This window comes from Salimicrobium flavidum, from assembly GCF_900156645.1.
GTDB classification, from domain to species: domain Bacteria; phylum Bacillota; class Bacilli; order Bacillales; family Halobacillaceae; genus Salimicrobium; species Salimicrobium flavidum.
In genome coordinates this window covers 1-23,824 of sequence record NZ_FTOC01000012.1, presented here as the reverse complement: position 1 = coordinate 23,824, position 23,824 = coordinate 1, and the positions used below count along the sequence as shown (strand labels likewise).

The window sequence follows — 23,824 nt, the reverse complement described above, 5'->3', positions numbered from 1 at the left end:
GAGGATATGTCATGCCTAAAGTAGTACTATTTAACCAAAGCGGTTCGCAAGTTGGAGATCTTGAATTAAGCGATTCGGTATTCGGTATCGAACCGAACACTCACGTACTTCATGAGGCCGTACTTATGCAACAGGCTTCCAAACGTCAGGGAACGCATAAGGTGAAAACCCGTGGTGAAGTAAGTGGCGGCGGGAAAAAACCGTGGCGCCAAAAAGGTACAGGTCGTGCCCGTCAAGGTACAATCCGTGCCCCACAATGGGTAGGTGGTGGAACAGTCTTTGGTCCGACACCTCGCAGCTACAGTTATAAATTGCCTAAGAAAGTTCGTCGTCTGGCACTTCGTTCTGCTTATTCTTCAAAAGTCCAGGAAGGTAACCTTCTTGCAGTAGAAGACTTCTCTATGGATGCTCCGAAGACAAAAGAAGTTGTGAATTTCCTTAAAGCAGTAGACGTAAATGAAAGTGCAATCATCATCACCGCACAAAAAGAAGAAAATGTCGTGCTTTCTTCCAATAACCTTCCAAATGTTCAAACATTGACGTTTGACCAAGTAAGTGTTCTTGACTTGCTTACGCATGACAAAGTTATTGTAACGAAGAATGCGGCTGAAAAAGTAGGGGAGGTGCTCTCATAATGAAAGAACCACGCGATATTATTAAGCGCCCCGTAATCACTGAGAATTCTGCCGACCTTATGGGAGAAAAGAAATATACGTTTGAAGTGGAATCGAAAGCTAACAAAACGGAAATCAAGAAAGCGATCGAAGAGATTTTCAGTGTACAGGTAGCTAACGTGAACACGATTAACCGTAAAGGTAAGTTCAAGCGTATGGGCAGATACGGTGGATACCGTTCTGATAAAAAACGTGCGATTGTCACACTTACTGAAGCAAGTGAAGAAATCGAATTTTTCGAAGTATAAATATATGAAAAACGAAGGAGGGAAATAAGATGGCGATTAAAAAATTCCGTCCAACGACTAACGGACGTCGACATATGTCAATGTCTGATTTCGCGGAAATCACTACTGAAAAACCGGAACGTTCCCTAGTCACTCCGCTACACAAACGCGGTGGACGTAACAATCATGGTCGTATGACAGTTCGTCATCAAGGCGGCGGTCACAAGCGTCAGTACCGTATTATCGACTTCAAACGTGATAAAGATGGAATACCAGGACGCGTTGCTACGATCGAATATGATCCGAACCGTTCCGCTAACATTGCACTAATCAACTATGTTGATGGGGAGAAACGTTACATCCTTGCACCGAAAGGTCTTAAAGTCGGGAAAGAAATCATTTCCGGTCAGGATGCCGACATCAAACCAGGAAACTCGAAACAGTTGAAAGACATTCCAGTAGGTACTACAATTCATAACATTGAATTGAAACCTGGACGCGGCGGTCAACTTGTCCGTTCTGCTGGTGCTTCTGCACAGATCCTTGGTCGTGAAGAGAAGTACACATTGGTACGTCTTACATCCGGCGAAGTTCGCCTCGTGCTCAGCACATGCCGTGCAACTGTCGGTCAGGTAGGAAACCTTGAACATGAACTTATCAGCATCGGTAAAGCTGGACGTTCCCGTTGGCAAGGTAAACGCCCTGCTGTACGTGGTTCTGTTATGAACCCTAGTGATCACCCACACGGTGGTGGTGAAGGACGCGCACCTATCGGTATGCCGTCTCCAGTTACACCATGGGGTCAGCCGACACTCGGTTACAAGACTCGTAAACGTAATAAACCATCTGACAAATATATCGTTCGTAGAAAAGGTAAAAAATAACGGGATTGAATTGGCGGGATGACTACCCCGTCTCTCAATCGCGAAGGGAGGTTTATCAATGGGCCGCAGCCTGAAAAAGGGACCTTTTGTAGATGACCATTTGATGAAGAAAGTCGAAAGCAACAATCAAGATAACAAAAAACAGGTGATCAAGACATGGTCACGCCGTTCAACTATCTTCCCTAATTTCGTCGGTCAGACAATCGCTGTATATGACGGACGTAAACATGTTCCTGTATATGTTACAGAAGATATGGTAGGACACAAACTAGGTGAATTTGCACCGAGCCGCACGTTCAAAGGGCACTCTGGTGACGACAAAAAAACAAAACGCTAAGATAGAGAGGAGGCACTTCCATGCAAGCTAAAGCAGTTGCTAAAACAGTCCGTATTGCTCCTCGTAAAGCGCGTTTAGTTATCGACTTGATTCGAGGAATGGACACCGGCGAAGCTATTGCAACGTTGCGTAACACCAACCGTAAAGCTTCTCCGATCATTGAGAAAGTATTAAACTCAGCCATCGCTAACGCTGAGCACAATAATGAGCTAGACCCTGATAACCTGGTCGTTTCTGAAGCATATGTGAACGAAGGCGTAACGCTTAAACGTTTCCGTCCACGTGCAATGGGACGCGCTAGTCAGATCAATAAACGGACAAGCCACATTACAGTGGTCGTATCAGAAAAGAAGGAGGGATGATCAGTGGGTCAAAAAATTAATCCGGTAGGTTTTCGTGTCGGAGTTATTCGCGACTGGGAGTCCAAATGGTACGCAGATAACGAATACGCAAACCTACTTCACGAAGATATCGAAATCCGTGAATATATTGAAAAGCGTCTAAGTGAAGCTTCTGTATCTACGATAGAGATCGAACGTGCAGCTAACCGTGTGAACGTTACGATCCACACCGCTAAACCAGGCATGGTTATCGGTAAAGGTGGTTCTGAAGTAGAAGCACTTCGTAAAGAATTGAACCATCGCACAGGCAAACGAGTTCATATCAATATCATTGAGGTTAAAAAACCTGATCTTGATGCGAAACTTGTTGCAGAAAATATCGCTACTCAGCTGGAAAACCGTGTATCTTTCCGTCGCGCTCAGAAGCAGAGCATTCAACGCTCTATGCGTTCAGGTGCCAAAGGTATCCGTACACAGGTTTCCGGTCGTCTCGGCGGAGCAGACATCGCCCGTGCCGAATATTACAGTGAAGGAACTGTTCCACTACACACATTGCGTGCAGATATCGACTATAGTACTGCAGAAGCAGATACTACGTACGGTAAACTCGGTATTAAAGTGTGGATCTATCGTGGAGAGGTTCTTCCAACAAAAGCGAACTAAAAAGGAAGGGGGAACAGCATTATGTTAATGCCAAAACGTGTTAAATATCGTCGTCAACATCGTCCAAGTTTGAAAGGCCGCGCAAAAGGCGGAACTTCTGTAGCGTTTGGTGAATACGGACTTCAAGCTGTAGATCCAGCATGGATCACTGCTCGTCAAATCGAAGCGTCCCGTATCGCTATGACACGTTACATGAAGCGTAACGGTAAAGTTTGGATCAAAATCTTTCCTGACATGCCTTACACTTCAAAGCCCCTTGAAGTACGTATGGGTTCCGGTAAAGGTGCTCCAGAAGGGTTCATTGCAGTTGTAAAACCAGGGAAAATCATGTTCGAGATTGCAGGTGTATCTGAAGAGGTAGCTCGCGAATCATTGCGTCTTGCTTCTCACAAACTCCCGATCCGTACTAAATTTGTAAAACGTGAAGAAATTGGTGGTGAAATCAATGAAGGCTAATGAAATACGCGAATTAACCACTGCCGAAATTGAACAAAAAGTGAAATCTCTAAAAGAAGAACTTTTTAATCTACGTTTCCAACTGGCTACCGGGCAACTTGAGAACACAGCTCGTATTCGCGAGGTCCGCAAGTCTATCGCCCGCATGAAGACAGTTGTACGCGAACGTGAACTAAGCACGAACAATTAATAATTGAGAGGAGGACACCCTCACATGGCTGAACGTAACAATCGTAAAGTATATACCGGTCGCGTAGTTTCCGACAAAATGGACAAAACGATCACTGTACTTGTTGAAACGTATAAATTCCATAAACTTTATGGCAAGCGCGTGAAGTATTCCAAGAAATTCAAAGCTCATGACGAAGACAACCAGGCGAAACAAGGTGACGTGGTACGTATCATGGAAACCCGCCCTCAATCCGCTACTAAGCGTTTCCGTCTCGAAAAAGTAATCGAAGAAGCAGTAATTATCTAAATAAGTTTACTCGGAAGTATTCCGAAGGGAGGTTACACGAGAATGATCCAACAGGAATCACGTCTTAAAATTGCAGATAACTCTGGTGCTCGCGAAATTCAGACAATCAAAGTATTGGGCGGCTCTGGCCGTAAGACTGCCAACATCGGTGACATTATCACTGCTACGGTAAAACAAGCAACACCAGGCGGCGTTGTTAAAAAAGGTGAAGTTGTCCAAGCTGTTATCGTACGTACGAAAAGCGGTGCGCGCCGTAAAGACGGATCTTACATCCGTTTTGATGAAAATGCAGCAGTTATCGTTCGGGAGGACAAAGGTCCCCGCGGTACTCGTATTTTCGGACCGGTAGCCCGTGAACTTCGTGACAACAAATTCATGAAGATCGTTTCACTAGCTCCAGAAGTTCTATAAAAATATCATGAAAAGCCGTGGTAAGGAGGTGCGCGAATTATGCACGTAAAAAAAGATGACAAAGTCATGGTTATCTCTGGTAAAGATAAAGGAAAGCAAGGTACGGTACTTGAAGCTTACCCTAAGAAGGAACGTGTTCTTGTTGAAGGTGTCAACGAAGTGAAAAAGCACGCTCAGCCTTCTCAGGATAACCCTCAAGGCGGTATCCTTACTCAGGAAGCAGCTATCCACGTATCAAACGTATTGCCGATCGATCCCAAATCCGGCGAACCGACAAGAGTCGGTTACAAAGTAGAGGACGGCAAAAAAGTTCGAATCGCGAAAAAATCTGGTGAAGCATTAGATAAATAATCCATCTGGCGAAAGGAGGGCTTACCGATGAACGAACTTCAAACGAAATATCAAAATGAAATTCTTCCATCCCTAATGGAAAAGTTCAACTATGATTCTGTAATGGAAGCACCGCAAGTCAAAAAGATCGTTATCAACATGGGTGTAGGAGATGCTGTGCAGAATGCGAAGGCACTCGACAACGCTGTTGAAGAGCTTGAACTTATCTCCGGTCAAAAACCGATGGTAACAAAAGCTAAGAAATCTATCGCAGGGTTCCGTCTTCGTGAAGGCATGCCGATCGGAGCTAAAGTTACTTTGCGTGGAGAGCGCATGTATGAATTCTTTCAGAAGTTGATCGGCGTGTCACTGCCACGTGTACGTGACTTCCGTGGTATTTCCAAGAAAGCATTCGACGGTCGCGGTAACTATACACTCGGTGTAAAAGAACAATTGATTTTCCCGGAAATTAACTATGATAAAGTGAACAAAATCCGTGGTATGGATATCGTAATTGTAACCACTGCGGAAACAGACGAAGAGTCTCGTGAACTATTATCTCAGTTCGGAATGCCGTTTCAGAACTAAGAACTGACTATAAGGAGGGAAAATTGTGGCTAAAAAATCAATGGTCGCGAAACAACAGCGCAAACAAAAGTACCAAGTACGCGAATACACTCGTTGTGAACGTTGCGGACGTCCGCATTCCGTACTTCGTAAATTTAAACTGTGCCGTATTTGTTTCCGTGAACTAGCTCATAAAGGACAAATTCCTGGCGTCAAAAAGGCCAGCTGGTAAACCCGAGGACTGGGAAGGAGGTAAAAGTTATGACAATGACAGACCCAATTGCAGATATGCTGACTCGTATTCGTAATGCGAATATGGTACGTCACGAGAAGTTAGAGCTACCGGCTTCTAACCTCAAAAGAGAAATTGCTGACATCCTTAAACGCGAAGGTTTCATTCGTGACTATGAGCAAGTAGAGGATGGGAAGCAGGGGGTACTTCGTCTGTTTATGAAGTACAGCCAAAAAGAAGAAAAAGTGATCTCAGGCATTAAGAAAATTTCGAAACCTGGCCTTCGTGTATACGTACAGGCTGACGAGGTTCCAAGAGTTCTTAACGGCCTTGGTATTGCAGTCGTTTCCACATCAAAAGGTGTTTTGACAGATAAAGAAGCACGTGAGCAGGCTATCGGCGGCGAAGTACTGGCTTACGTCTGGTAAGAATTCAGAAACGAACAGGAGGTGTATTGAATGTCACGTGTCGGTATGTTACCAATTGATATTCCTGAAGGTGTCGAAATCACTCAGGATAAAAACACAGTTGTAGTAAAAGGACCAAAAGGAGAATTGTCCCGCACAATCTCCAGCGAAATGACGATCAAACAAGAAGACAACGTATTGATTGTTGAACGTCCATCGGACAAGCAGGAACACAAAGCGCTTCACGGAACGACACGCAGCCTTGTGAACAGCATGGTTGAAGGTGTCTCGAAAGGCTTTGAAAAAGCTCTTGAAATCCGCGGTGTCGGGTATCGTGCTCAGAAGCAGGGCGAAAAAGTCGTCGTGAACGCAGGGTATTCCCACCCGATAGAAATCGAGAACCGCGAAGGTATCGATATCGAAATTCCTACGAACACAAGAATCGTAATCAAAGGCATCGACAAAGAGCTTGTCGGAGCAGTTGCTGCCAACATCCGTGCGATTCGTCCTCCGGAGCCTTACAAAGGTAAAGGAATCCGTTATGAAAATGAACCTGTCCGTACTAAGGAAGGTAAATCAGCTAAATAAGGTCCTAAGGTAAGAAAGGAGTGACTCAAATGATCTCGAAGACCGATAAAAACACAATGCGTAAAAAGCGTCATGCGCGTGTCCGTAAGAATGTTTCCGGCACAGCTGAACGCCCGCGTTTGAACGTATATCGTTCCAACAAGCATATTTATGCACAATTGATCGATGATGTGAGTGAAACGACAGTAGCTAGTGCATCGACAATGGACAACGGTTTTGACCTCGAACAGACTGGCAACGTCGAAGCTGCCCAGCGCGTAGGTCAACTCGTTGCAGAACGTGGAAAAGAAAAAGGCTATGAAGCTGTAGTATTCGACCGCGGTGGTTATCTTTACCATGGCCGTGTACAAGCTTTGGCTGATGCAGCTCGTGAAGCTGGACTACAATTTTAATCGTAAAAGGAGGGACATGTATGAGTACAAAGATTGACCCTAACAAACTAGACCTCGAAGAACGCGTTGTTACGATCAACCGCGTTGCGAAAGTAGTAAAAGGTGGACGTCGTTTCCGTTTTGCTGCACTAGTGGTAGTTGGAGATAAAAACGGTCACGTCGGCTTCGGTACTGCGAAAGCTCAGGAAGTACCGGATGCTATCAAGAAAGCTATCGAAGATGCGAAAAAGAATTTGGTAAACGTACCAATCAAAGATACAACAATTCCTCACGAGATACACGGCCGATTCGGAGCCGGAAACATCCTGTTGAAACCAGCTGCAGAAGGTACTGGAATCATCGCAGGCGGTCCCGTTCGTGCGGTACTTGAACTTTCAGGTGTACAGGACATCCTTTCGAAATCTCTAGGCTCTAACACGCCGATCAACATGGTCCGTGCAACAATCAAAGGACTAAGTGAATTGAAACGTGCGGAAGACGTAGCCAGACTTCGTGGGAAATCCGTAGAAGAACTGTAGGATAGGAGGGAAATACAATGGCTCAAAAGTTAGAAATTACCCTCACGCGCAGTGTCATCGGTCGCCCGCAGGATCAGCGCGACACGGTCAAAGCGCTAGGACTAAATAAAATTCGTCAATCAGTAGTCGTGGAAGATAATCCAGCGATGCGTGGAATGGCTAACAAAATTTCACACCTGGTTACTGTAAAAGAAGCATAATCAATCTATACAATAAGGAGGTGCTCGCATGAAACTTCATGAACTACATTCCAAAGTAGGTTCCCGTCAAAAACGTAACCGCGTAGGACGTGGTATGGCTTCCGGTAACGGTAAGACATCCGGTCGTGGACACAAAGGACAGGGTCAACGCTCAGGAAGCAAAAACCGTCCAGGTTTCGAAGGTGGCCAGATGCCACTATTCCAACGCCTGCCAAAGCGTGGTTTCACGAACATTCATCGTACAGAATATGCAGTTGTGAACTTAGAGACTTTAAATCGTTTCGAAGAAGGAACAGAAGTAACTCCGGAGCTTCTACTTGAATCTGGCACAGTCAGTAAAGTTAAATCCGGTGTGAAAATCCTTGGTAATGGTAACATCGAAAAGAAACTCACAGTAAAAGCTCACAAGTTCTCTGCTTCCGCAAAAGAAGCAATCGAAGCAGCGGGCGGTCAAACTGAGGTGATTTAATGTTCCGGACAATCTCCAATTTTATGCGCGTGGGTGATCTCCGGCGAAAAATCATTTTCACCCTGCTCATGCTTATTATATTCCGTATCGGTGCGTTTATTCCCGTGCCGTTTACGAATAGTGAAGCGATCAACTTCATGGATGAACAGAATGCGTTCGGGTTTCTGAACACATTCGGCGGTGGGGCATTACAGAACTTCTCCATCTTCGCGATGGGGATCATGCCTTACATCACAGCCTCGATCATCATGCAATTACTGCAAATGGACGTTGTTCCTAAATTTGCAGAGTGGAAGAAGCAGGGGGAAGTGGGGCGTCGGAAATTAGCTCAGTTTACCCGCTATGGAACGATTGTCCTTGCCTTTATACAAGCTATCGGGATGTCCATTGGTTTCAACGCAATGGCAGGGGGTCAATTGATCTCTAATCCGGGTGTTGTTCAGTTCATAGCTATCGCTATCGTACTGACAGGCGGGACAGCATTCCTGATGTGGCTTGGTGAGCAAATCACTTCCCATGGCGTAGGGAATGGGATATCAATTTTGATTTTCGCAGGTATTGTTGCTGCAATTCCGAATGGTGTAAACCAACTATATGACCAATATATAACGGATGCAGGAGAGCAACTGTTCATCAATCTTGTCATCGTAGCTCTCATTCTTCTGGTGATTATCGCGGTCATTGTAGGAGTTGTATTCATTCAACAGGCATTGCGGAAAATCCCTATTCAATATGCTAAACGCCTAGTTAACAGATCTCCTGTCGGTGGTCATTCCACCCATTTACCGATTAAGGTAAACGCAGCGGGAGTTATCCCGGTCATCTTTGCGATTTCTTTCATCATCGCACCGAGAACGATAGCCGGATTCTTTGAAAATAGTGAAATAGCTTCGATGATTGAATATATTTTCAATTATGAGAACTGGCCGGGTATGATCATTTATGTAGCGCTGATCATTGCGTTCACATACTTCTATACGTTTGTCCAGGTAAACCCTGAACAAATGGCCGAAAACCTTAAGAAGCAAGGTGGGTATATCCCGGGCATCCGTCCTGGTAAAAATACCGAGACGTATTTGACACGTGTTATGTATCGCTTAACTTTTGTAGGATCACTCTTTTTGGCAGCTGTCTCTGTATTACCGATCATTCTTGGTTCACTTGCCGGATTACCGCCAAGTATTCAAATTGGAGGTACTGGTCTCTTGATCGTAGTCGGTGTTGCACTGAATACGATGAAGCAACTGGAAGGTCAGCTGGTGAAGCGTCACTATAAAGGCTTCATAAAATAATTAGTGAAAAGCTAAGATACGGAGAGAGGGGAAGAAGTTGAATTTAATTTTGATGGGTCTCCCTGGTGCCGGCAAAGGCACACAGGCCGAGAAAATAGTCGAAAAATATGACATTCCTCATATCTCTACGGGAGATATGTTCCGCTCAGCGATCAAAGAAGGAACAGACTTAGGTAAACAAGCTAAATCGTACATGGATGACGGGGCACTTGTTCCGGATGAGGTTACGATCGGAATCGTCCGTGAACGCCTCAGCAAGCCGGACTGTAAGAAAGGGTTTCTCCTTGACGGCTTCCCGCGCACACTGGAGCAGGCGGAAGCGCTCGAGGATCTGCTCGGGGACATGGAGACCTCCCTTGATTACGTTCTTCATATCAGCGTACCCGAAAATAAACTGGTGGAACGCCTGACAGGCCGAAGAGTATGTCCTGAATGTGGTGCAACGTACCATATACAGTTCAACCCTCCGGCAACGCCAGGAAAATGTGACCAGGACGGCGCTTCTCTTATCCAAAGAGAAGACGATCAGCCGGAAACCGTGAAGAACCGCCTCGCCGTAAACGTCGAACAGGCTCAGCCTCTACTCGACTTTTATGGAGAGAAAGGGTATCTCGCTACGGTTGAAGGGGATAAAGATATCGATGACGTATTTGTGGACATCGATAGCAGACTTCAACGTCTCTCCTGAATGGTTGAGCATAAAACCTCAGGGGAATAGGATTACCACAGGAGAAACACTGACTCTTTACAAAGCGATGAAACTTTTCTCTTGATAAATGAACTGTTCCTTGTTATGTTCAAAGTTAGTGTCCGAAATTGGTAATGCGAAACGGCGGAAGCTTGTAATCCTTCTCCGACGCGATTACCGTGTTTAATACTTTAAATGAAGGTGATCGTACTTTGAGTGAATCGGAATCGAGTCCGCGAATAGGTCAAGTTGTTCGTATTGAGCGTGGACGTGAAGCAGGACAATACGCAATCGTCATCGAAATAGCTGATGATGGATCCGTATTACTTGCTGACGGAGAGAAGAGGAAATATGACAGGCCAAAGAAGAAAAATATGCAGCACGTATCCTGTACCAGCTTCGTCTCTCCGGAAGTCCAACATAGCCTTCAGGAAACAGGTCGCGTCACAAATGGCAAATTGAGATTTGCTGTGAGTAAATATATCAGTGAACAGGTGACTGATTTAGCGAAGGGAGATCAACTCGATGGCGAAAGACGATGTAATTGAAATTGAAGGAACCGTAACAGAGACATTGCCGAACGCTCAGTTCAAAGTGGAACTGGAAAATGGGCACACTGTGCTCGCGCATGTCTCCGGTAAAATCCGTATGAACTTCATTCGGATCTTACCTGGTGATAAAGTGACGGTTGAACTGTCACCGTATGATCTTACTAAAGGACGGATCACGTACCGTTATAAATAGAATGAGCTCCGATCTAAAAGGAGGTATGAATGATGAAGGTAAGGGCTTCTGTAAAGAAGATGTGCGAAAAGTGCAAAGTTGTTCGCCGTAATGGAAAAGTGATGGTTATTTGTAGTAACCCGAAACACAAACAGAAACAAGGCTAATATAAAAGGAGGTGCGCGTTATGGCACGTATAGCAGGTGTTGATATTCCTCGTGATAAACGAATTTCTATTTCATTGACGTATGTGTACGGAATCGGCAAGTCTCTGGCAAGTGAAATTGTTCAGAATGCCGGAGTAGATGAATCTACTCGTGTCCGTGATCTAACTGAAGATGAATTGACAAAAGTTCGTAATGAAGTAAGCAAGTACAATGTTGAAGGGGACCTTCGTCGTGAGACATCCCTTAACATCAAGCGTCTGATCGAGATCGGTTCTTACCGTGGTCTTCGTCACCGTCGTGGTCTTCCAACACGCGGACAGAAAACGAAGAACAATTCCCGTACTCGTAAAGGCCCTCGTCGTACTGTAGCTAACAAGCGTAAATAATAACTCAAAAAAGGAGGTATGATTATGGCACGTAAGAACACTCGTACACGTAAAAAACGCGTGAAAAAGAATGTGGAGAGTGGTGTCGCGCACATTCGCTCTACTTTCAACAACACAATCGTAACGATCACTGATGTACAAGGTAATGTAATCAGCTGGAGCAGTGCCGGAACACTCGGGTTCAAAGGCTCTCGTAAATCCACACCTTTCGCTGCACAAATGGCTGCGGAAACGTCTGCGAAAGATGCTATGGATAACGGTATGAAAGACCTTGAAGTAACAGTCAAAGGCCCTGGTGCCGGTCGTGAAGCGGCTATCCGTTCGATTCAGGCTGCAGGTATCGAAATCACTGCAATCAGAGATGTGACTCCGGTTCCACACAATGGTTGCCGTCCACCGAAACGTCGTCGCGTGTAATTGTAGTCCGAATTTGTTTTTGTCTCCCTCTTGTTGAGAGGGTTATAATCACTAATAACAGCCATGCATTTGACCTTAGAGATGCAGTTTACTGGTAGAGGGGCTGCCTGCCTGAGGAATTTCGGTTGGACTATTTGTCTGGCCGGGGTTTCGACGTTTTGAAGGAGGTTTGTGTGTAAATGATCGAAATAGAGAAACCAAACATTGAAACGGTGGAAATCAGCGATGATTCTACGTTTGGTAAATTCGTCGTCGAACCGCTTGAGCGTGGATATGGTACAACACTAGGTAACTCCTTGCGTCGTATCCTACTATCCTCACTTCCCGGTGCCGCTGTGACATCTGTACAAATTGACGGAGTTCTCCATGAGTTTTCTACTATTGAAGGCGTCATGGAAGACGTGACTACTGTCGTTTTGAATCTGAAGAAACTTGCTCTGAAGATTTATTCTGATGAAGAGAAGACTTTGGAAATCGATGTCCAGGGTGAAGGAAAAGTGACCGCTGCTGATATCACTCATGACAGTGACATTGAAGTGTTGAATCCGGACCTTCATATTGCTACGCTTGATAACAATACGACATTGCGTATGCGTATTACAGCTGAAAGCGGTCGTGGATATCGCCCTGCTGAAGGGAACAATCACGATGATTTACCGATCGGAGTTATTCCGGTTGATTCCATCTTCACCCCTGTGTCCCGTGTGACTTATCAGGTGGAGAACACCCGTATCGGGCATATTTCCAACTACGATAAGCTGACACTTGATGTGTGGACGGATGGAAGCATTCGCCCGGAAGAGGCAATCTCTTTAGGGGCGAAAGTGTATATGGAGCATTTGAACATCTTCGTCGGACTTACAGATGAAGCGAAAAATGCGGAAATCATGGTTGAAAAAGAAGAAGACCAAAAAGAAAAAGTCCTTGAAATGACTATCGAAGAACTGGATTTGTCGGTTCGGTCTTATAACTGCCTCAAGCGTGCCGGTATCAATACGGTTCAGGAATTGGCGAATAAGAGTGAAGACGATATGATGAAAGTTCGTAACCTTGGTCGTAAATCGTTAGAAGAGGTTAAGTACAAGCTCAACGAACTTGGCCTTGGACTTCGTAAAGAAGACTAACGGATAAATCTTTGGAAGATCGGAAAAGGAGGGTTATCGATGAGAAAACTAGGTCGTAAAACAGATCACCGTGTTGCGATGATGCGTAATCTGGCAACTGATCTGATTGTTCATGAACGTTTGGAAACGACAGAAGCAAAAGCGAAAGAACTTCGTTCGGTCGTTGAAAAAATGATTACACTTGGTAAGCGTGGCGACTTGCACGCACGACGTCAGGCAGAGTCGTTCCTTTACAAACAGGATGCGGATGAAGAAGGAGCTGAGACTGCTCTTCAGAAGCTGTTCTCTGATATCGGTCCGCGCTATGCAGACCGTCAGGGTGGTTACACTCGTGTATTGAAACTCGATGCACGTAAAGGTGACGGCGCAAAAATGGCGATTATCGAGCTTGTGTAAAGGCAGATAATGGCGAAAGGGCAGGACGGAATCTCATTCGTGAGGTCACTCCAGCCCTTTTTTTGTGTGAGAAACCGGATGTTCCCGGCGGTATTTCCCGGGAAATTGCGAAGGGGAGGCAGGTAGAGATGAGAGAGAGAATCGATTTCAGCGATGTGACTTTTCGCTATCAGGAGGATGCTCCGCCTGTATTGAAAGATGTGGATTTTTTCATCGATAAAGGAGAATGGGTAGCTATCATCGGACATAACGGTTCCGGGAAATCGACGATCGCTAAATTAATGAACGGCCTTCTCTTCGCCGAAAGCGGGGATGTGAGTGTGGACGGGTCGGTAATACACACAGACAATGTATGGGAGATCAGGAAGAAAGTCGGTATGGTGTTCCAGAACCCTGATAACCAGTTTGTCGGCACAACAGTACGGGATGATATCGCCTTCGGTATGGAAAATCACGGAGTTCCGCGTGAAGTGATGCTCGAGAAGGTGGCAGAGGTCCTTAGAGACGTGCAGATGGAAAGTTATGAAGAACATGAGCCCCATAGGTTGTCGGGAGGACAAAAACAGCGTGTGGCTATTGCAGGTGTACTTGCAGTCGCCCCTGATTATATGGTGCTCGATGAAGCGACCGCTATGCTGGACCCGAAAGGCCGTCAGGATATATTGGAGACCGTACGTGAAGTCCAGGAGCATTCCGACCTGACATTGATAACCATCACCCATGATCTGCGCGAAATTGTAGCCGCAGACCGTGTCATTGTTATGAACGAGGGGGAAGTATGGTTCGAGGGCACGCCGCGGGAGGTATTCGCCCATAAGGACGCACTCTCTACGATCGGGCTCGATGTTCCGTTTGTAGCGAAACTGACCCAGGAAATGAAAAAGCACGGGATCTCTTTCGACAGAGAACCATTAAATCATGAGGAAATGGTGGAGGAACTATGGAACTTACATTCAACGAAGTAACGTTTATATACAGTCCGGGTACTCCCTTTGAATTCAAGGCCTTGGAGGACCTTTCCATGCACGTTCCCTCGGGTTCTTACACAGCGGTCATCGGTCATACCGGCTCAGGAAAATCGACGCTTATCCAGCATGTCAACGCTCTGCTCCAGCCGACGGAGGGATCTGTGCAAGTCGGGGATTTCGTCATGGAAGCCGGAAAGAAAAACAAGAACCTGAGAAGTCTCAGGGAAAAGACCGGCATCGTCTTTCAATATCCGGAGCATCAGTTGTTCGAGGAAACAGTGGAAAAGGATATCGCTTTCGGCCCGAAGAATTTCGGTGTCGAACAGAAGGAGATCGAGGAGCGGGTGACAAACGCCCTGGAAGCTGTCCAGCTCACAGAAGATGTGAGGGAGAAGTCTCCGTTCGACTTGAGCGGCGGACAGATGAGAAGGGTGGCTATTGCAGGTGTTCTCGCAATGAAACCGAAAGTTCTCGTGTTGGACGAGCCGACCGCAGGACTTGACCCGAGAGGGCAGAAGGAAATGATGGAGATGTTTTACACTCTTCATGAAAGAGAAGGGCTTACGACCGTGCTTGTCACGCACAGCATGGAAGACGCGCTTACGTACGCGGATGATGTCGTGATATTGAACGACGGGAAGAAGTTTATGGAGGGGAAACCACTCGAAGTGTTCAAACGCAAGGAAGAACTCAAACAGGTGCAGCTCGATGTGCCGGAAGTGCTTGAATTCCTCGAAAAGGTAGAAAAACGTACCGGTATTTCCATCAACTATGAAAAGCAGCCCATTGCTGAATTAGCAAAGGAATTAGCTTTCCGTTTGGAAAGGAGGGACGACTATGAATAATTCGATGATCATCGGGCAGTATGTCCCGGGGAATTCTCTGATTCATCGACTGGATCCGAGGACGAAAATTCTCGTCATTTTCTTTTTCGTCATAGTCGTTTTCTTTGCTAATTCCGTGTGGAGCTATGGTATTCTTACCGCTTTCGCTGTGGGGACCGCTCTGGCTACAAGAGTGCCGCTTTCTTTCGTAGCGAAAGGACTGAAGCCGGTCTGGTTTCTGATCATTTTTACGTTTCTTCTTCATCTCTTCGTCTCGAGACAGGGAGATATCCTTTTCACCCTGCTCGGTTTTCCGTTTTATGAAGAATCTCTCATTCAGGGAGGGACCCTGTCCCTGCGTTTCTTCCTGCTGATCCTGTTCACATCGCTGCTCACGCTGACGACGTCTCCGATAGAAATCACGGATGCGATCGAAGCGTTGCTGCACCCGTTGAAGAAGCTCCGTTTTCCGGTGCATGAGCTGGCGCTTATGATGTCGATTTCTCTCCGTTTCATCCCGACCCTGATGCAGGAAGCGGAAAAAATATCGAAAGCCCAGGCCTCCCGCGGCGTGGACTTCCGTACAGGGTCCCTGAAAGACCGTATGAGTGCGATCATCCCTTTACTGATACCTTTGTTCGTCAGCGCATTCAAACGTGCTGAGGAGCTGGCGATGGCCATGGAAGCGAGAGGATATCAGGGAGGAGAAGGAAGGACGAAAATCCGGGCGCTCGTGTTTTACAGAAAAGATTATTTCGTTTTCTTCTTCTTTCTGATGATTGTAGCGGCTACGATAGGAACAAGGATGTGACAAGTATGGCACGAGTGAAATGTGTAGTTGAATATGACGGCTCCAATTACTGCGGATATCAGATCCAGCCCAATGGGAAGACCGTGCAGGAAGAAATCGAAAAAGCTTTGAAGACGATGCATAAAGGAAAAGAAGTACGGATCATCGCTTCCGGCCGGACGGATTCAGGAGTCCATGCCAAAGGGCAGGTCTTCCATTTCGATACGTCCCTGGACGTTCCTGAAAATCGCTGGGTACGGGCGTTGGAGACATTGATGCCGAGTGATATTTACGTGAAGAGCGCCGAATATGTTCCTGAAGATTTCCACGCCCAGTTCGATGTGGAAGAGAAAGAGTATCGTTATTACGTGAAAGCTGCAAAGACGAGAGATGTCTTCCGGCGAGGTATGGTCTTTCATTATCCCCGGAAGCTCGATGTGGAAAAAATGCTGGAGGCCGTGAAGCTTTTTGAAGGAAAGCACGACTTCACCGCCTTCTGTTCGGCGAAAACGACGCTGAAAGGGAATAAAATACGGACCATCTCCCGGGCCGAGTTGAACCAGCATGGGGACGAACTGGAGTTCATCGTACGGGGAGACGGTTTTTTATATAATATGGTCCGGATCATGATGGGGACCCTGCTTGAAATCGGAGCGGGAAAAAAAGAAATCGACACGATTCCGCGTGCTCTAGAGGAACATAACCGGAGGCTTGCCGGATTCACGACACCCGGTCATGGGCTGTTTTTATGGGAAGTGACCTACTGAAGAATTATTTAAGAAAAAAGCAACGAATCCTGGTGTGCCTCTTGACATTCGGTGTAAAATTGTTATATTATATCTTGTGGCATTTTATTTCTATACCACGATTAGCCCCGGAAACTAATCGTATTGAAATATAAATCGAAATCAGAGTAAAGTTTTAATGAAAATTAGGAGGGAAACCTACATGCGTACGACATTCATGGCTAATGAAGCAAACGTGGAGCGCAAATGGTATGTGGTGGACGCTGCAGGACAGACACTTGGACGTCTATCCACTGAAGTTGCTTCTATCCTTCGCGGAAAGCACAAACCGACATACACTCCACACGTTGATACTGGTGATAACGTAATTATTATTAATGCAGAAAAAATCGAACTTACAGGAAACAAGTGGCAGGATAAGAAATACTATCGTCACTCCAACCACCCAGGTGGGCTGAAAGTTCGCTCCGCTAACGAAATGCGCGAGAAATTCCCTGAGCGTATGCTGGAGAAATCCATCAAAGGCATGCTGCCAAAAGGAAGCCTTGGACGTAAAATGGGCATGAAACTTCATGTCTATGCTGGATCAGAGCATAAGCACGAAGCACAACAACCAGAAGTTTACGAACTTCGCGGCTAATAATAAAGGAGGCAATCAATAGTGGCACAAGTACAGTACTCCGGTACGGGACGTCGTAAAAAGTCTACAGCACGTGTACGTCTAGTCCCAGGAACCGGCCAAGTAATCGTAAATAAAACCGATGCACAGGAATATTTCCCACTGGAAACTCTTCGTGTAATTCTGAAGCAGCCTCTTGCTGTTACAGAAACAGAAGGCAACTACGACATTTATGCAAACGTTGATGGTGGTGGATTCACAGGTCAGGCAGGTGCGATCCGTCATGGTGTAGCACGTGCGCTTCTAGAAGCGGACCCTGAATACCGCACACCACTGAAACGCGCTGGTCTATTGACTCGTGACGCACGTATGAAAGAGCGTAAGAAATACGGTCTTAAGAAAGCACGTCGTGCACCACAGTTCTCCAAGCGTTAATATGGCAGTCTTCAAGCCCTTTTCCCTTTCACGGGAAGAGGGCTTTTTCTATGCCTGAAATGGGCAAATGACCACATTCGTGACCACTTACGTTCTTACTGGTCTATAAATTGAGCAAACAGATTAGCCTTTTTATTCTTCGAAGCATCGGTAACGTGAGCCTAAACATTCATTGTGGTCTGGATGTCTCGATGTCCTAATCGTTCCTGGACTTCTTTGATAGATACTCCTGCTTCAAATAAGAGAGAAGCGTGCGTGTGACGAAAGCCGTGAACCGTTATAGGGGAAAGATTATGTTTGTCGAGGATTCAAGGACGGTCTGAACAAAGTAATCTGGAAAGATGATAGTCAAGTCGTTCAGCTGACAGTTCAGAAGCTTTATAGCGAGCGACCGCGCATCGAAGTAGAGGTATTGGAACTGGAGGGTTGATTGGATGAAAAGTCTGACGAGACGACAGGAGGATGTCACGAACTATATCGAAGAACACAGAGCCACGCATGGATACTCTCCGACTATCAGAGAAATAGGGGAAGGTTTAGGTATCAAGAGTAGCTCTACGGTTCACAGGCATGTGCAGAAGCTTATAGATAAGGGGGCATCCAAAGCAATATAAGAAGTCGCCCCGGGCATTGAGCCCGAATGCGGATGAGGCAAAGCGAATTATAGAGCAGATGAAGCAGATCGGTAAAGGCCAGGAGGGTCTCGTGATACTTGGGGGGTGAGGCGTTCTGGGTGAAGAGAGCAGAATTGAAGGATTTTAAGTGAGTGAATAAAAAAAGCCGAGAGCAGCGCCCTCGACCAATTTCCCTGTTTATTATTATATCATAGGTGGTCTGCTCAATGCGATTGAACAAAGTCGATGCAACGATCGAAGAAGGAAACTTAACCTGGAAATGGATTTGCCGGAAGGAAATTCCCCTTTCTGTGTTGTATACTGTAATGAAAAAGAAAAAATCACCATTTTTCCAGATCATGGGGAGACGAAGGTGATTACTCAGCAAGGGAAAGTGAAGCTGGTGAAGTTTGATGAGGGGGAAGAGTTTTAAACTGATTAGTTATCACATCAGCTCATCGGTGTCAAAACTCCAAAGTTATGAACCGTGATTATGATAAATAGAGTGCTGAATATTTAATGATCATCGGAATTAGAATTGATAATATGAAATGTATAACCATTTAGTGATTGTTAATTATTTACTATCTAGGTTCATTTCATTCAGCATTTATCTTGGAACTGAGTTTTTAAGTATAGGGCAGGCCAGTTGAAGAATTGAATTTGAGATAATTTGGATTGTGAAACTGATTTCTTAATTCACACGTAATTAATAGGGAAAGCTAATAAGTTACTAAATAAGAATTTTATCGAGAGGATGGATACTTATTATTGGCGATAAGTTTACTTGCAAAAATTGCGGAAGAGAAGTTGAAAAAGATGAGGAGATGGCAATTATTGTTACACCGAAAAAGACAAATGGGTATGCTCTTTTAAAAGCCTGGGGTTCTGAACAAATCATATATTGCTCAAGATGCTTTAGTAATCTGAATTAGGTTTAGTTTAGGAAAATTTAAGTGCTTATATAAGATTGCTGAAGTTAAATTATATAAGGAAAAATACGCTTAGGTTTTGTGGTTGCTTATAACAGGGTATCGTCAATAGGTTTGTGTAAAACAGTAGGGCGACCCTCGGGGGAAAGATTCATCCCCCTTCTCCCTTTCAGTTTGGGATCCATAACGCGTCTCAAATATAGCGTGAAGTTCAGGGCTTCCTTCATGATCGTTTCCAGCTTCTCCTGAACGAAGGAACGGACCATATCTTCCCATTGATTTTCGAGGTTGTTTTGTCCTATACTTGTAGACATTGGTTAGGGCATCTCCTTTATTAGTTGATTTGGTCGTTAACTATGAGGATACCCTATCTCTTTTTTTGTCTTCAAGAGCTTTTACACAAACCTATTGACAGGACCTGTATGATGTATGTGTTTTACTAGTCTTATATTTTTTGAGGTGATGATTTTGATTATTAAAGATTTGATATCCAATCTAGCAATATTAGTTACAACTTTATTTCTTTACACACAAGTAACAAGTGATTCCCCTCTCAAGACCTCATCCTCGGTTTCTAGAAAAATAATTGCAGGGTTGTTAGCAGGAGTATTAAGTAATGTTTTAATGCAATATAGCATGGATTTTGGCGAGACAATCGTTGACTTAAGACATGTACCATTAATCGTTGCTACTTATTACGGCGGTACTCTCCCCGGAATCATCACCATGTTCCTTATCATAACAGGGCGTTTTATGATTGGAGTTAACCCTTCTTCCCTGGCTGCTTTGATTATGATTATTCTCATTACTTGTGCTACCGTTCTGTCTAATCTAATGAATGTAAGAAGAAGCATAAAAATTTCTACTGCCCTAACGGCTTCTAATATCATTTTCACCGTGATCATCAGTTTTCTTATAAGGGATTTGAATATTATGTTAGTTTTGGCGCCTTCCTTTTGGATTTTATCATATACTGCAGGGTTCACTTCCTTCTATATCATCGAATACGTTCGAAAGAACCAAAAGGTGTTAGATAATTACAAGTCCGAAGCAACTACGGATGCGCTTACCGGTCTCAATAATGTCCGCAAGTTCGATGAGACATTCAATCAAGTCAGTTCACAAGCCAAACAAAAAAACGAACGGCTCTCTCTTCTGTTCATAGACATAGACCATTTCAAAACAGTCAACGATACGTACGGCCATAAGGAAGGGGATCAGGTACTCATCCAATTGGGAGAAATCCTTAAGAATACCGTCCGCTCCTTTGATGTTGTCAGTCGGAATGGTGGTGAAGAATTTACGGTCATTCTTTTGGACTGCCCTACAGAACGGGCTGAACAGATCAGTGAAAGTATTCGTGAAAACGTTGAAATACATCCATTTTCCTTGACTACAGGGGAAACGATTCATGTTACTGTCTCCATCGGTTTAGCCTGTTATAGAGAGACTACGGAAAGTACAATTGAATTGATAAGTGATGCCGATGCCGCCCTTTACGAAGCTAAAAAAGGAGGTAGGAACAGGGTTTGCATAGCTTAAAACCTCCTATCTCCTGATAATCTACAATAACGGTCGAATAGAGTAAATTCTTTTCTACTCAAAACTATTGAGTCCATATAATTGTGTAAAAAGAAAAAAGGGTCTCATCAACTGAACTATACTCCGAATAATGGACACGAATAAAAAAAGTGTCCATTATTCGGGGTTTTTGTGTTTTATGATCTCGGATAACCAAGGAAGGGTAAAGTCCTTATCACATTTTTGTGGACCACGGGTTCGACATGGCGGTGATTGGCAGAAAAAAACGGACAGTGTGTAACGCGTTGGCGCAAGACATTCGAGAAATACGGAGAAGAAGGATTTTAAACGGAGCGACGTGGAAAAGGAGCGTCAGTACGAGCTTCTTCGAAAGACCTATCTTTCGAAGACAAATTGAAGAAGGCAGAAGCGCGTATTGCGTATCTAGAGGCAGAATTGGACTTCGTAAAAAAGCTCGACGAACACGAAAGGCAGTCGAAGAAGAAATAACGACATCAGAGAAACTTCAAATCATTGAACAAGTGGTGCGAACTCATCGATTCCCCCATTTAATCTAGTATTTCTGTACGATCGCGAAGGTGAGTCGATCAGGCTATTATAACTGGTTGAATGCAGAGGATGCTCGTCAAAAGAGAGAATAGAAAGGGGAGGTGGATTATCAAATCATCAAAAAGATATTCCATAAACACCAGGGAAAAGTCGGAGCTCTCCAAATCAAAATGATCATGGAGAACACCGAACACATCGTGATGAATCACAAACGCATCCGGCGTATTATGAAGAAATATAACCTGGTGTGTAAGATTCGCAGAGCCAACCCTTATAAACAAATGGCTCAAGCGACGAAGGAACATCAAACGTGTGAGAACTGTTTATGGCAGTATGAAAATGTAAGATTCGGCAGTCCTTCTATGTAGGTTGTCAAAGAAGGCAAAAAGCGTAAAAAAGAGCCACTTGCTAACGATCCCTTAAATCAATAGACTTCCTGTTGTGCAACCAATTAAGGACAGGAGGTCGTAAAGGAGATGTTAGAAGTGACTGACATTAAGTATATCAGGAAAGAAGTAAACAAAAAAGGATGCAGCTACTCGGATGTGGCCAGAAGGACGAATACGGATGTCCGCACGGTAAAGAAGTACGCAGATCAGGAAACATTTCGTCCTTCGGTCAAAACAAAAAAGAATCAACCAGCCCCCGTCATGGATCCCGTAAAGCCGACGATTGATGAATGGCTGAAGGATGACTTGAAGAAAAAGAAAAAATACCGAAGGACTGCCAAACGTATATGGCAATTGTTGAAGGATGATGGTTTCGAAGGATATCTTTACGATCCCATTTAATTTCAATCAATACCAGGCTTCCATTGTTGTCAATCGCAGTGAGATCACTAATACCAGAACTTTCATTTCGTACTTGTTTTCCTACAATCAACATGGATTCTTCGTCGTCACAGATCATTTCGATATTTTTTCTCACTAACTCTTCGATGTCATTCTCTTTCCACTGAAGGGAAGCGAAGGTATCAGGATCCACGGGTTCTACCTGAGCACCATTGATTTTATACATAAGTCTCTTCTCCTTCCATCCTAACGGTAAAAGTCTTCTTTACTATAAGCGTATCATAGAGCACTTCTTCTATGGAAAACAATACCTGAAGCGTGCATCCGGTTTTTTTTACCTGCTGGGTGGGATGTTGTAGTTTCTTACCTTTATCCCTTCAAATGCTGTTTCATCGCGGGAAGCATTTGCGTATCCTATACAATAGTATTATAATTATAACAAGGAATCCTAGAAACAAAGAAATGATTTTTCTCGTTTCTAGGGAAACGTGAATACTTGGAAGAAGGAGGGGTATACTGATGGCTATAGAGGAAACTGTAAGGAGGAGTGGAGATATGGCTCAAGGACCTAGGAAAAAGTCGCGCCGTATAGCTATATCCAACAAACGCCAAATCACCGTCCCGAAAGAATATTACGATTATCTTGAAATGGATACCGAAGCGAATATCGAGCTGGAGGGGAATAAAATTGTTATCACCCCAGTGCGAGAAAACAATGACGACTTCTCGGAGTTTATCCTGAAGGACCTGATCGATGAAGGATACGGAGGGGATGAACTGCTCCAGGAATTCAACCGTCGGAAGAACAATATACGTCCTGCAGTCGAAGCGTGGATCAAGGACGCTCAGGAAAACGCAGAGGACGTGGATTCTGTGTCGGACCTGTTCGAAGAGGACGAATAGCCATGGAAAAAGCGAAACTGAGAGTCCAGAATCCGGCCAAAAAGTTTTTTAAGAAAATTAAAGACAAACAGCTCAAAGGTAAGTATGAAGATGCGATCGAGACCATACGCTTAGACCCCTATCAGGCGGGCGAACCGAAAACAGGGGACCTCGCAGGGGTCTACGGGTATGACATCCGCCATAACAAAACAGGGTACGAGCTGGCGTATACGATTGACGAAGACGATGATGGAAATACTGTCATTATTCTACACGCAGGTACGCGGGAACAGTTTTACAAGGAACTGAAACGGTACTTATAGTGAATAGCATACATAAAATTCACCCACGGAAGACGGCAGCATCGTCTTCCTTCTTTTTTGATATTACATAAATATAAGGGAACAATCGATATTCGCTAAACAAAATAGGGGATGCAAACGATTCTTTCCTTGAAGAGCCTTCTCCTATAGATATTTCCTGATTCTCTACGAGGATTCCATGTCTACCCATTCAGGCACTTCCATATTACATAAAAGGCGTAATTCTTCTTCCCTCTCTTCCACGTAAGAACTTACTGTCTCCAGTTCTTCATGGATTGTCAACACAAAACTAGACAGTTTAATTAAGGTGTTTCCGGCGATAAGCGGCCGGGGTGAGGTAGCCTAATGTCCCGTGAATGCGGATGTTATTGTACCAGTGGACATAATCAAATAAGGCCAGCTCTAACTCCTGAAGCGTCTCGAAAGTTTCACCATAGATGAA

At 44.7% G+C, this 23,824-nt stretch carries 43 protein-coding genes and 2 pseudogenes; 41 read left to right on the top strand and 4 right to left on the bottom strand.

Going from position 1 to position 23,824, the window contains the following annotated elements; all coding sequences use genetic code 11:
• The first annotated feature begins 11 nt into the window (after positions 1-11).
• From rplD to rpsI, 34 genes are all read left to right on the top strand, one after another.
• On the top strand, positions 12-635 hold the full coding sequence (gene rplD / locus BW944_RS13110) for a 50S ribosomal protein L4 (protein WP_076560428.1): 624 nt from the start codon (positions 12-14) through the stop codon (positions 633-635).
• A complete protein-coding gene (gene rplW / locus BW944_RS13105; protein ID WP_076560426.1) occupies positions 635-922 on the top strand; it encodes a 50S ribosomal protein L23 in 288 nt (95 codons plus the stop codon). Before rplD ends, rplW begins: the two co-directional genes overlap by 1 nt.
• Positions 923-951: 29 nt before the next feature.
• Positions 952-1,785, top strand: a complete 834-nt coding sequence (rplB, locus tag BW944_RS13100; RefSeq protein WP_076560424.1) for a 50S ribosomal protein L2 — start codon at positions 952-954, stop codon at positions 1,783-1,785.
• A gap of 58 nt (positions 1,786-1,843) precedes the next feature.
• Entirely contained in the window at positions 1,844-2,122 is a 279-nt protein-coding gene (gene rpsS / locus BW944_RS13095) for a 30S ribosomal protein S19 (protein WP_076560423.1), read from the top strand.
• A 20-nt stretch (positions 2,123-2,142) separates the two neighbouring features.
• On the top strand, positions 2,143-2,484 hold the full coding sequence (rplV, locus tag BW944_RS13090) for a 50S ribosomal protein L22 (protein WP_076560421.1): 342 nt from the start codon (positions 2,143-2,145) through the stop codon (positions 2,482-2,484).
• A gap of 3 nt (positions 2,485-2,487) precedes the next feature.
• A complete protein-coding gene (gene rpsC, locus BW944_RS13085) occupies positions 2,488-3,126 on the top strand; it encodes a 30S ribosomal protein S3 (protein ID WP_076560419.1) in 639 nt (212 codons plus the stop codon).
• A gap of 21 nt (positions 3,127-3,147) precedes the next feature.
• The gene (rplP, locus tag BW944_RS13080; protein WP_076560417.1) at positions 3,148-3,582 is read left to right on the top strand and encodes a 50S ribosomal protein L16; all 435 of its coding nucleotides are present in this window, start codon (positions 3,148-3,150) and stop codon (positions 3,580-3,582) included.
• Positions 3,572-3,772: a 50S ribosomal protein L29 gene (rpmC, locus tag BW944_RS13075; RefSeq protein ID WP_076560416.1), complete on the top strand. Its 201-nt coding sequence runs from the start codon at positions 3,572-3,574 to the stop codon at positions 3,770-3,772. Before rplP ends, rpmC begins: the two co-directional genes overlap by 11 nt.
• A 24-nt stretch (positions 3,773-3,796) precedes the next feature.
• Positions 3,797-4,060 (top strand): 30S ribosomal protein S17, encoded by a 264-nt coding sequence (rpsQ, locus tag BW944_RS13070; RefSeq protein WP_076560414.1) that lies wholly within the window; start codon positions 3,797-3,799, stop codon positions 4,058-4,060.
• 42 nt (positions 4,061-4,102) lie between these two features.
• Positions 4,103-4,471 (top strand): 50S ribosomal protein L14, encoded by a 369-nt coding sequence (gene rplN, locus BW944_RS13065; RefSeq protein ID WP_076560413.1) that lies wholly within the window; start codon positions 4,103-4,105, stop codon positions 4,469-4,471.
• Between the two features lie 39 nt (positions 4,472-4,510).
• On the top strand, positions 4,511-4,822 hold the full coding sequence (rplX, locus tag BW944_RS13060) for a 50S ribosomal protein L24 (RefSeq protein WP_076560411.1): 312 nt from the start codon (positions 4,511-4,513) through the stop codon (positions 4,820-4,822).
• Positions 4,823-4,849: 27 nt separating this feature from the next.
• On the top strand, positions 4,850-5,389 hold the full coding sequence (gene rplE / locus BW944_RS13055) for a 50S ribosomal protein L5 (RefSeq protein WP_076560409.1): 540 nt from the start codon (positions 4,850-4,852) through the stop codon (positions 5,387-5,389).
• A gap of 25 nt (positions 5,390-5,414) precedes the next feature.
• Positions 5,415-5,600, top strand: a complete 186-nt coding sequence (locus BW944_RS13050) for a type Z 30S ribosomal protein S14 (RefSeq protein ID WP_076560407.1) — start codon at positions 5,415-5,417, stop codon at positions 5,598-5,600.
• A 29-nt stretch (positions 5,601-5,629) separates the two neighbouring features.
• The gene (gene rpsH, locus BW944_RS13045) at positions 5,630-6,028 is read left to right on the top strand and encodes a 30S ribosomal protein S8 (RefSeq protein ID WP_076560405.1); all 399 of its coding nucleotides are present in this window, start codon (positions 5,630-5,632) and stop codon (positions 6,026-6,028) included.
• Positions 6,029-6,058: 30 nt separating this feature from the next.
• Complete coding sequence (gene rplF, locus BW944_RS13040) at positions 6,059-6,595, top strand: 50S ribosomal protein L6 (RefSeq protein ID WP_076560403.1); 537 nt, start codon at positions 6,059-6,061, stop codon at positions 6,593-6,595.
• 29 nt (positions 6,596-6,624) lie between these two features.
• On the top strand, positions 6,625-6,987 hold the full coding sequence (gene rplR, locus BW944_RS13035; RefSeq protein ID WP_076560401.1) for a 50S ribosomal protein L18: 363 nt from the start codon (positions 6,625-6,627) through the stop codon (positions 6,985-6,987).
• Between the two features lie 20 nt (positions 6,988-7,007).
• The gene (gene rpsE / locus BW944_RS13030) at positions 7,008-7,505 is read left to right on the top strand and encodes a 30S ribosomal protein S5 (RefSeq protein ID WP_076560399.1); all 498 of its coding nucleotides are present in this window, start codon (positions 7,008-7,010) and stop codon (positions 7,503-7,505) included.
• 17 nt (positions 7,506-7,522) lie between these two features.
• Positions 7,523-7,705: a 50S ribosomal protein L30 gene (rpmD, locus tag BW944_RS13025; protein WP_076560397.1), complete on the top strand. Its 183-nt coding sequence runs from the start codon at positions 7,523-7,525 to the stop codon at positions 7,703-7,705.
• Between the two features lie 28 nt (positions 7,706-7,733).
• Positions 7,734-8,174, top strand: coding sequence for a 50S ribosomal protein L15 (rplO, locus tag BW944_RS13020; RefSeq protein ID WP_076560395.1), 441 nt, complete (start codon positions 7,734-7,736; stop codon positions 8,172-8,174).
• Positions 8,174-9,466 carry a preprotein translocase subunit SecY gene (gene secY / locus BW944_RS13015; protein WP_076560393.1) on the top strand — a complete coding sequence of 431 codons (1,293 nt, stop codon included), beginning with the start codon at positions 8,174-8,176 and terminating at the stop codon, positions 9,464-9,466. Before rplO ends, secY begins: the two co-directional genes overlap by 1 nt.
• A 37-nt stretch (positions 9,467-9,503) precedes the next feature.
• Positions 9,504-10,154, top strand: a complete 651-nt coding sequence (locus tag BW944_RS13010) for an adenylate kinase (RefSeq protein ID WP_076560391.1) — start codon at positions 9,504-9,506, stop codon at positions 10,152-10,154.
• 212 nt (positions 10,155-10,366) lie between these two features.
• Positions 10,367-10,702 carry a KOW domain-containing RNA-binding protein gene (locus BW944_RS13005; protein WP_076560389.1) on the top strand — a complete coding sequence of 112 codons (336 nt, stop codon included), beginning with the start codon at positions 10,367-10,369 and terminating at the stop codon, positions 10,700-10,702.
• Positions 10,680-10,898 (top strand): translation initiation factor IF-1, encoded by a 219-nt coding sequence (gene infA / locus BW944_RS13000; RefSeq protein WP_076560388.1) that lies wholly within the window; start codon positions 10,680-10,682, stop codon positions 10,896-10,898. Before BW944_RS13005 ends, infA begins: the two co-directional genes overlap by 23 nt.
• A 32-nt stretch (positions 10,899-10,930) precedes the next feature.
• The gene (gene rpmJ, locus BW944_RS12995; protein WP_076560386.1) at positions 10,931-11,044 is read left to right on the top strand and encodes a 50S ribosomal protein L36; all 114 of its coding nucleotides are present in this window, start codon (positions 10,931-10,933) and stop codon (positions 11,042-11,044) included.
• Positions 11,045-11,064: 20 nt separating this feature from the next.
• A complete protein-coding gene (rpsM, locus tag BW944_RS12990) occupies positions 11,065-11,430 on the top strand; it encodes a 30S ribosomal protein S13 (protein ID WP_076560383.1) in 366 nt (121 codons plus the stop codon).
• Between the two features lie 24 nt (positions 11,431-11,454).
• Positions 11,455-11,847 (top strand): 30S ribosomal protein S11, encoded by a 393-nt coding sequence (gene rpsK, locus BW944_RS12985; RefSeq protein ID WP_076560381.1) that lies wholly within the window; start codon positions 11,455-11,457, stop codon positions 11,845-11,847.
• Positions 11,848-12,026: 179 nt separating this feature from the next.
• Complete coding sequence (locus BW944_RS12980; RefSeq protein WP_076560379.1) at positions 12,027-12,971, top strand: DNA-directed RNA polymerase subunit alpha; 945 nt, start codon at positions 12,027-12,029, stop codon at positions 12,969-12,971.
• A 39-nt stretch (positions 12,972-13,010) separates the two neighbouring features.
• Positions 13,011-13,367: a 50S ribosomal protein L17 gene (rplQ, locus tag BW944_RS12975; RefSeq protein ID WP_076560377.1), complete on the top strand. Its 357-nt coding sequence runs from the start codon at positions 13,011-13,013 to the stop codon at positions 13,365-13,367.
• A gap of 128 nt (positions 13,368-13,495) precedes the next feature.
• Positions 13,496-14,332 carry an energy-coupling factor ABC transporter ATP-binding protein gene (locus tag BW944_RS12970; RefSeq protein WP_076560375.1) on the top strand — a complete coding sequence of 279 codons (837 nt, stop codon included), beginning with the start codon at positions 13,496-13,498 and terminating at the stop codon, positions 14,330-14,332.
• Complete coding sequence (locus BW944_RS12965) at positions 14,308-15,180, top strand: energy-coupling factor ABC transporter ATP-binding protein (protein ID WP_076560373.1); 873 nt, start codon at positions 14,308-14,310, stop codon at positions 15,178-15,180. The genes BW944_RS12970 and BW944_RS12965 overlap by 25 nt, the downstream gene beginning before the upstream one ends.
• Positions 15,173-15,970 (top strand): energy-coupling factor transporter transmembrane component T family protein, encoded by a 798-nt coding sequence (locus BW944_RS12960; protein ID WP_076560371.1) that lies wholly within the window; start codon positions 15,173-15,175, stop codon positions 15,968-15,970. The genes BW944_RS12965 and BW944_RS12960 overlap by 8 nt, the downstream gene beginning before the upstream one ends.
• Positions 15,971-15,975: 5 nt before the next feature.
• Positions 15,976-16,716 carry a tRNA pseudouridine(38-40) synthase TruA gene (truA, locus tag BW944_RS12955; RefSeq protein ID WP_076560369.1) on the top strand — a complete coding sequence of 247 codons (741 nt, stop codon included), beginning with the start codon at positions 15,976-15,978 and terminating at the stop codon, positions 16,714-16,716.
• Positions 16,717-16,897: 181 nt separating this feature from the next.
• Positions 16,898-17,335, top strand: a complete 438-nt coding sequence (rplM, locus tag BW944_RS12950) for a 50S ribosomal protein L13 (RefSeq protein WP_076560366.1) — start codon at positions 16,898-16,900, stop codon at positions 17,333-17,335.
• A 21-nt stretch (positions 17,336-17,356) separates the two neighbouring features.
• Complete coding sequence (gene rpsI, locus BW944_RS12945) at positions 17,357-17,749, top strand: 30S ribosomal protein S9 (protein ID WP_076560364.1); 393 nt, start codon at positions 17,357-17,359, stop codon at positions 17,747-17,749.
• 95 nt (positions 17,750-17,844) lie between these two features.
• On the opposite strand, the pseudogene BW944_RS12940 reads toward rpsI, so the two are convergent.
• Positions 17,845-18,057: pseudogene (locus tag BW944_RS12940) on the bottom strand (tyrosine-type recombinase/integrase); the annotation flags it as partial.
• Here BW944_RS12940 and BW944_RS12935 point away from each other — a divergent pair.
• The 3 genes and pseudogenes from BW944_RS12935 to BW944_RS15090 all read left to right on the top strand — a co-directional run.
• Positions 18,054-18,179: pseudogene (locus BW944_RS12935) on the top strand (RusA family crossover junction endodeoxyribonuclease); the annotation flags it as partial. The pseudogenes BW944_RS12940 and BW944_RS12935 overlap by 4 nt on opposite strands.
• A gap of 4 nt (positions 18,180-18,183) precedes the next feature.
• Positions 18,184-18,363 (top strand): LexA family protein, encoded by a 180-nt coding sequence (locus BW944_RS12930; RefSeq protein ID WP_076560362.1) that lies wholly within the window; start codon positions 18,184-18,186, stop codon positions 18,361-18,363.
• Between the two features lie 280 nt (positions 18,364-18,643).
• On the top strand, positions 18,644-18,796 hold the full coding sequence (locus BW944_RS15090; protein WP_159438267.1) for an XtrA/YqaO family protein: 153 nt from the start codon (positions 18,644-18,646) through the stop codon (positions 18,794-18,796).
• 588 nt (positions 18,797-19,384) lie between these two features.
• Here the strand turns inward: BW944_RS15090 and BW944_RS12925 are convergent.
• Positions 19,385-19,609, bottom strand: coding sequence for a hypothetical protein (locus BW944_RS12925; RefSeq protein ID WP_076560360.1), 225 nt, complete (start codon positions 19,607-19,609; stop codon positions 19,385-19,387).
• A 148-nt stretch (positions 19,610-19,757) separates the two neighbouring features.
• On the opposite strand from BW944_RS12925, the gene BW944_RS12920 reads away from it, so the two are divergent.
• A complete protein-coding gene (locus BW944_RS12920; RefSeq protein WP_200806526.1) occupies positions 19,758-20,837 on the top strand; it encodes a diguanylate cyclase in 1,080 nt (359 codons plus the stop codon).
• Between the two features lie 650 nt (positions 20,838-21,487).
• Positions 21,488-21,754: a helix-turn-helix domain-containing protein gene (locus BW944_RS12910; protein WP_076560358.1), complete on the top strand. Its 267-nt coding sequence runs from the start codon at positions 21,488-21,490 to the stop codon at positions 21,752-21,754.
• 280 nt (positions 21,755-22,034) lie between these two features.
• Here the strand turns inward: BW944_RS12910 and BW944_RS14930 are convergent, their stop codons facing one another.
• Positions 22,035-22,403: a PDDEXK family nuclease gene (locus tag BW944_RS14930; protein ID WP_234983183.1), complete on the bottom strand. Its 369-nt coding sequence runs from the start codon at positions 22,401-22,403 to the stop codon at positions 22,035-22,037.
• A gap of 293 nt (positions 22,404-22,696) precedes the next feature.
• On the opposite strand from BW944_RS14930, the gene BW944_RS12900 reads away from it, so the two are divergent.
• Together BW944_RS12900 and BW944_RS12895 are read left to right on the top strand one after the other, a co-directional pair.
• Positions 22,697-23,080 carry an AbrB/MazE/SpoVT family DNA-binding domain-containing protein gene (locus tag BW944_RS12900; RefSeq protein WP_084193757.1) on the top strand — a complete coding sequence of 128 codons (384 nt, stop codon included), beginning with the start codon at positions 22,697-22,699 and terminating at the stop codon, positions 23,078-23,080.
• A gap of 2 nt (positions 23,081-23,082) precedes the next feature.
• Positions 23,083-23,382 (top strand): type II toxin-antitoxin system RelE/ParE family toxin, encoded by a 300-nt coding sequence (locus BW944_RS12895; protein WP_076560356.1) that lies wholly within the window; start codon positions 23,083-23,085, stop codon positions 23,380-23,382.
• A gap of 298 nt (positions 23,383-23,680) precedes the next feature.
• Here the strand turns inward: BW944_RS12895 and BW944_RS12890 are convergent.
• On the bottom strand, positions 23,681-23,824 hold a 144-nt coding region (locus tag BW944_RS12890), incomplete at its 5' end, for an IS3 family transposase (protein ID WP_143525718.1).

Bases quoted from the DNA above. Each gene is read 5' to 3' on its own strand.
- BW944_RS12930 (WP_076560362.1), top strand. From the start codon at position 18,184: ATGAAAAGTCTGACGAGACGACAGGAGGATGTCACGAACTATATCGAA.
- rpsQ (WP_076560414.1), top strand. From the start codon at position 3,797: ATGGCTGAACGTAACAATCGTAAAGTATATACCGGTCGCGTAGTTTCC.
- rplW (WP_076560426.1), top strand. From the start codon at position 635: ATGAAAGAACCACGCGATATTATTAAGCGCCCCGTAATCACTGAGAAT.
- BW944_RS15090 (WP_159438267.1), top strand. From the start codon at position 18,644: ATGGATTTGCCGGAAGGAAATTCCCCTTTCTGTGTTGTATACTGTAAT.
- rplP (WP_076560417.1), top strand. From the start codon at position 3,148: ATGTTAATGCCAAAACGTGTTAAATATCGTCGTCAACATCGTCCAAGT.
- rplF (WP_076560403.1), top strand. From the start codon at position 6,059: ATGTCACGTGTCGGTATGTTACCAATTGATATTCCTGAAGGTGTCGAA.
- BW944_RS12920 (WP_200806526.1), top strand. From the start codon at position 19,758: ATGATTTTGATTATTAAAGATTTGATATCCAATCTAGCAATATTAGTT.
- BW944_RS12900 (WP_084193757.1), top strand. From the start codon at position 22,697: ATGGCTATAGAGGAAACTGTAAGGAGGAGTGGAGATATGGCTCAAGGA.
- rplR (WP_076560401.1), top strand. From the start codon at position 6,625: ATGATCTCGAAGACCGATAAAAACACAATGCGTAAAAAGCGTCATGCG.
- BW944_RS12970 (WP_076560375.1), top strand. From the start codon at position 13,496: ATGAGAGAGAGAATCGATTTCAGCGATGTGACTTTTCGCTATCAGGAG.
- rpsE (WP_076560399.1), top strand. From the start codon at position 7,008: ATGAGTACAAAGATTGACCCTAACAAACTAGACCTCGAAGAACGCGTT.
- rplE (WP_076560409.1), top strand. From the start codon at position 4,850: ATGAACGAACTTCAAACGAAATATCAAAATGAAATTCTTCCATCCCTA.
- rpsM (WP_076560383.1), top strand. From the start codon at position 11,065: ATGGCACGTATAGCAGGTGTTGATATTCCTCGTGATAAACGAATTTCT.
- rpmD (WP_076560397.1), top strand. From the start codon at position 7,523: ATGGCTCAAAAGTTAGAAATTACCCTCACGCGCAGTGTCATCGGTCGC.
- rpsH (WP_076560405.1), top strand. From the start codon at position 5,630: ATGACAATGACAGACCCAATTGCAGATATGCTGACTCGTATTCGTAAT.
- rplO (WP_076560395.1), top strand. From the start codon at position 7,734: ATGAAACTTCATGAACTACATTCCAAAGTAGGTTCCCGTCAAAAACGT.
- BW944_RS12960 (WP_076560371.1), top strand. From the start codon at position 15,173: ATGAATAATTCGATGATCATCGGGCAGTATGTCCCGGGGAATTCTCTG.
- rplM (WP_076560366.1), top strand. From the start codon at position 16,898: ATGCGTACGACATTCATGGCTAATGAAGCAAACGTGGAGCGCAAATGG.
- rplD (WP_076560428.1), top strand. From the start codon at position 12: ATGCCTAAAGTAGTACTATTTAACCAAAGCGGTTCGCAAGTTGGAGAT.
- rplN (WP_076560413.1), top strand. From the start codon at position 4,103: ATGATCCAACAGGAATCACGTCTTAAAATTGCAGATAACTCTGGTGCT.
- BW944_RS12965 (WP_076560373.1), top strand. From the start codon at position 14,308: ATGGAACTTACATTCAACGAAGTAACGTTTATATACAGTCCGGGTACT.
- rplQ (WP_076560377.1), top strand. From the start codon at position 13,011: ATGAGAAAACTAGGTCGTAAAACAGATCACCGTGTTGCGATGATGCGT.
- BW944_RS14930 (WP_234983183.1), bottom strand. From the start codon at position 22,403: ATGTATAAAATCAATGGTGCTCAGGTAGAACCCGTGGATCCTGATACC.
- rplV (WP_076560421.1), top strand. From the start codon at position 2,143: ATGCAAGCTAAAGCAGTTGCTAAAACAGTCCGTATTGCTCCTCGTAAA.
- secY (WP_076560393.1), top strand. From the start codon at position 8,174: ATGTTCCGGACAATCTCCAATTTTATGCGCGTGGGTGATCTCCGGCGA.
- BW944_RS12925 (WP_076560360.1), bottom strand. From the start codon at position 19,609: ATGTCTACAAGTATAGGACAAAACAACCTCGAAAATCAATGGGAAGAT.
- infA (WP_076560388.1), top strand. From the start codon at position 10,680: ATGGCGAAAGACGATGTAATTGAAATTGAAGGAACCGTAACAGAGACA.
- rplX (WP_076560411.1), top strand. From the start codon at position 4,511: ATGCACGTAAAAAAAGATGACAAAGTCATGGTTATCTCTGGTAAAGAT.
- truA (WP_076560369.1), top strand. From the start codon at position 15,976: ATGGCACGAGTGAAATGTGTAGTTGAATATGACGGCTCCAATTACTGC.
- rplB (WP_076560424.1), top strand. From the start codon at position 952: ATGGCGATTAAAAAATTCCGTCCAACGACTAACGGACGTCGACATATG.
- rpmJ (WP_076560386.1), top strand. From the start codon at position 10,931: ATGAAGGTAAGGGCTTCTGTAAAGAAGATGTGCGAAAAGTGCAAAGTT.
- BW944_RS12895 (WP_076560356.1), top strand. From the start codon at position 23,083: ATGGAAAAAGCGAAACTGAGAGTCCAGAATCCGGCCAAAAAGTTTTTT.
- rpsS (WP_076560423.1), top strand. From the start codon at position 1,844: ATGGGCCGCAGCCTGAAAAAGGGACCTTTTGTAGATGACCATTTGATG.
- rpsK (WP_076560381.1), top strand. From the start codon at position 11,455: ATGGCACGTAAGAACACTCGTACACGTAAAAAACGCGTGAAAAAGAAT.
- rpmC (WP_076560416.1), top strand. From the start codon at position 3,572: ATGAAGGCTAATGAAATACGCGAATTAACCACTGCCGAAATTGAACAA.
- BW944_RS12980 (WP_076560379.1), top strand. From the start codon at position 12,027: ATGATCGAAATAGAGAAACCAAACATTGAAACGGTGGAAATCAGCGAT.